This is a genomic window from Sphingomonas sp. LH128 (assembly GCF_000293195.2).
Lineage (GTDB): Bacteria > Pseudomonadota > Alphaproteobacteria > Sphingomonadales > Sphingomonadaceae > Novosphingobium > Novosphingobium resinovorum_A.
Window position 1 is genome coordinate 1 of sequence record NZ_ALVC01000525.1, and the last position, 3,954, is coordinate 3,954.

The window sequence follows — 3,954 nt, forward strand, 5'->3', positions numbered from 1 at the left end:
CCGAGTTCGGCCTTGAGCAGAAATGCGTTCTTGGTCGCGACTTGGGCGCCGCCAACGAGGCCCTTCAAGATCTCGACGCGACCATTGCTGCGCTGACCGATCGTGACGGTCTGCGCGCGGAAGCCCTTCGCGGTCCGCACGAACACGATGTCGCGCCCTTCGAGCGTCTGCACCGCATCCTCCGGCACCACGATCGCGTTGGACGTGCTGCCACGGCTCGGCAGCAGCCTCACCCGCACCGCGAGGCCGGGCTGAAGACTGCCCGACACGTCGAGAACGGCGGTCGCCGAGCGCGTGTCGTTGGCGAGTCCCGGCGTGACGGCGCGTACTCGCGCCTCCGCCGTTCGCCCGTCGGGCAGCTCGATGATAGCCCGATCGCCTGGAGTGAGCCGCTGTGCGTCCGTAGGACCGACCGCCGCCTCGATCTGAATCTTCGACGCATCAGCGACGCGCATCAGCTCGGTTTCAGGCTGGACGAACGCGCCTAGACTGACATTCGCCGAGGTGACACGGCCTGAAATCGGGCTCGAGACCGCCACACCGCGACCATCCGAGGTCACGCGCGCCGCGCCTGCCGCGACACTCGCGCGGCGCGCTTCGGCCGCGGCCGAAGCGGCTTCCGCCTCCGCCTGTTCCAGCTCGACTCGTGCCGAGACCTTCTGGCGGTATAGGTACTGCTCTCGGGCGAGCGCCTTTTGCGCCAAGGTCGATTTGGCAGCGGCAGCAGTGCGATCGGCGGCAAACTGTGCCGCGTCCCGGCTCTCGACGATAGCCAACGTCTCACCGGCGCGCACCGGATCACCGAGGCGCTTCATCAGCCGCGTCACCGCGCCGGCTGCGCGGGCGGTCACGATCGCCTCGCCTTGCAGCGATGCGCTGACCGTCGCCTGCGCGACGATTTCCGCGCCGAGCCCGCCGGGATTGATTGTCTCTGTGGCGATGCCGGCCTGCTGGACCGCCTGCTCGGTCATCGCCACCGTGTCGGGGGTCTTTTCCTCTTCTGCGGGGGCAGCGGCGTTGCTGCTTGCCGCTTCGGTCGCGGCAGGTTCGCTCGCGGTCCAGCGTGCGATCCCGAAGCCGCCAAGTGCGGCAACGATCGCGACAGCCGCCGCACCGCCCAGGAGGCGCTTATCGTTCATCATCGATCTTCTCCGGAAATCATGGGGGCCGGCGTCTTGAGCCGGTCAAGCCGAGCCTGCGCGTCGTGATAGGCGGCGAGCGCATCGACGTAGGTCTGGCGGGTCTGTGAGAGCGTGCGCTCGGCATCGAGGAGCGCGATCTGGTCGAACTTGCCCTGCGTCCAGCCGATCCGCGCGATGCGGGCGGCTTCCTGTGCCGCCGCCAGCCCCGGTCCACCTGCCGCCCGCGCGGTCGCAGCGGCGTTCGCCACTTCAGTTTGCGCGCTGGCGATCTGCTGGCGGGTATCGATCACAGCAAGGTTGCGCAGCGCAATCGCCTGCGTCTGCTCCGATCGCGACTGCGCCACGAACGCGCTGCCGTTGTTGAACACTGGGATCGGGAAAGAGATACCCACCATCGCGGCGGTGTCGTTGCTCGCCTCCAATCGGCGGGCGAAGGTGCTGACGGTCAGGTCGGGCACACGCAGCGACCTCGCGACGCGCACTTGAGCGTCTGCGGTACGCACGTCGGCTTCCGCCGCCGCCAGGGCCAACGTCCCTTCGACCTCGATCGGTCGGGGCGGTCCGTAGCCATCGATCCGCTCAAACCATGCGCGATCGAGCGGCCCCGTCACCGGCGCCGCCAGCAATGTCTCAAGGTTTGCACGCGCTGCCTGTGCCTGCCGCGCCGCGCTGTCGGCCGCGACCTGTGCATTGATGCTAAGCACGTCGGCGCGCTGTTGCTCGATCGGGCCGACGTCGCCAGCCTTCACGCGCTCGCTTGAGACCCGGAACGCGTTGTTGGCGATCCCGGCCTGCTCGCTCAGCACTTCGGCGCGGCGCTCCGCGGCGGCGGCTTCGATATAGAGCTGCGTAATCCGCAGGCGGAGATCCGCCCGCGCGATTTCAGCCTGAACTTGAGCACGGGTGAGCCGCGCTGTTGCGAGCGCGACACGCGCCGGCCGCTTGCCGCCCAACTCCAGCGGGAGCGCCACACCCACTGTCGTTTCGGAACTTCGCAGGCCCTTATAAACGCCAGTGCCGGCCACGTTCTCGACCTGAGCCTGAAACTCGGGGTTGGGGCGTAGCCCGGCAACGCGCCGGGCTGCGGTGGCGGCATCGACGCCGGCCGTAGCCGCCGCGACCGATGGCAGGGGCGCAGGACCGTTACCCCCCGCCCCCGATGCCAATCCGTTGCTGGCGACGGCCGATGGGACTGATGGCATACCGCCCGCAGCCAGAGCGTTCTCGAGCGAGAACGCATCTGCCGCTTGTGATGAAGAGGGCGTCGCTGGAATGCCGAGCGACGGTGCTGTCTGCGCCCCGGCCGTACTGGCCAAGGTCGCCGCGACCATGAAGGCCGCGATTGTACGATACATAGATGGTGACTCCTGACGAACCGAGTTCGCCCCGCACAGCAATGGCTGGCGGGGTCAGCGGATTGTCAGGCTTGGGGCGGCCTTAGCGCGGGATCGGCGGTTGAAAGCGGCCGCATGGAGGGGCTTGCGAAGATGGGCGCGAGCCGAAGGTCGTGCATGAGTGCGGCATTAGAGATCTTGATCGGCGCTGCGACGTGATCGCCGTGGCAGCCGCCATGATGGTGAGGATACCCTTTGTCACCGTCGGAGGGCACCTGATCGGCATCGCCGGGCGCATGGCCCATGGCAACTTCGCTCACGCCTATTTCTTGCGATGAAAGGCTTATATTCGGCCGTTCCAGCACATGCGCCGTCGCCGTCGTCCCCAAGGAGAGGGCGATCGTCAAATAAGCAAGGATGTTGAGTAGGCGTCGCACGGAGAACGAACTAACAGGAAAGACGACAACGGGATAGACCCGACATCACAAGATTGATCGCGAGAGCGATCCGCAGCACCCGGCGCCAGCGCGGATCGGGCGCCGCCGGCGCATCCGACTGGCAGCTGCTACAGACCATGATTATCAACGCGTGCAAGCATCGTGAGCGGCCTTATACACCCTCTAGCTACTAGAGGGTCAAGATGAATATCGCTTCCTGCTCCGATCTTCATCTGGTGGTTGCCACGACAGTACGGCGCCGGTTGAGCATGAACCCGCCGGCCACCGCGACAAGCATCAGCAACTGGGCGCCCATCGACTGCACGGTCGGGAAGATGCCGAGCATCGAAACACGAATTCCGCCGCCAAGCGGCGGAATGTCGATGATGCCGGCTTCCTGCAGCGCGGCTACGCCCACGCAATGAGGCCGAGCAGCTGGACCGCCGAGGCGGCGTCAGCCGGCATGACCCCGCCATTACCCTGGGTCGAGAGCGCGGCATAAAACAGGATGGTCTCGAACACCTCGCGATAGACGACGATGAAGGCCAGCCCGAACAGGAACCAGGCCGACTGCCGTGACAGCGCGCGCGACATCTTTTCGCGGATGTAGCGTTGCCATTGGTCGGCCTGCGCTTTGCCATGCATCCAGAGCCCCACCGACAGAAGGATGACGGCCGCGAACAGCGATCCGAACCCTTCGGTGAGCTCTCGACTCGCGCCACTAATCCCGATCACATAGGTTGCAACCGCCCAGGTTAGGCCCCCCGCCGCCAGCGCGCCGATCCAACCGCCATGGACATAAGGCAGCACCTCGGGTCGCTCGGCCTTGCGCAGGAGGGCAATCATCGCGACGACGATCAGCAGGGCTTCGAGCCCTCGCGCAGCAGGGTGGTGAACGCGCCACGGCGTGTTGCAGGTCGCCGATCATCGAGGAGAGATTGCTCCCGCGCACATCAACTCGAGCCCTAGCCCGCCTTATTCACCAAAAGTGTCCTGAAGGGTTGGCGGGAGTGGCGTAAGCCTCTGATCTGAATTAGGAAC

Annotated in this window: 3 protein-coding genes and 1 pseudogene; all 4 read right to left on the reverse strand. The window is 66.2% G+C overall.

Features of this window, described 5'->3' with window-relative positions:
- Positions 1 to 1,139: efflux RND transporter periplasmic adaptor subunit (locus LH128_RS29690; RefSeq protein ID WP_008833403.1), on the reverse strand; the 1,139-nt coding region annotated here is incomplete at its 3' end.
- Positions 1,139 to 2,497, reverse strand: a complete 1,359-nt coding sequence (locus tag LH128_RS29695) for a TolC family protein (RefSeq protein WP_008833404.1) — start codon at positions 2,495 to 2,497, stop codon at positions 1,139 to 1,141. The genes LH128_RS29690 and LH128_RS29695, both read right to left, overlap by 1 nt.
- 65 nt (positions 2,498 to 2,562) lie before the next feature.
- A complete protein-coding gene (locus LH128_RS33945) occupies positions 2,563 to 2,913 on the reverse strand; it encodes a hypothetical protein (protein ID WP_037522025.1) in 351 nt (116 codons plus the stop codon).
- A 229-nt stretch (positions 2,914 to 3,142) separates the two neighbouring features.
- Positions 3,143 to 3,827: pseudogene (locus LH128_RS29710) on the reverse strand (FTR1 family iron permease); the annotation flags it as partial.
- Between the last annotated feature and the right edge of the window lie 127 nt (positions 3,828 to 3,954).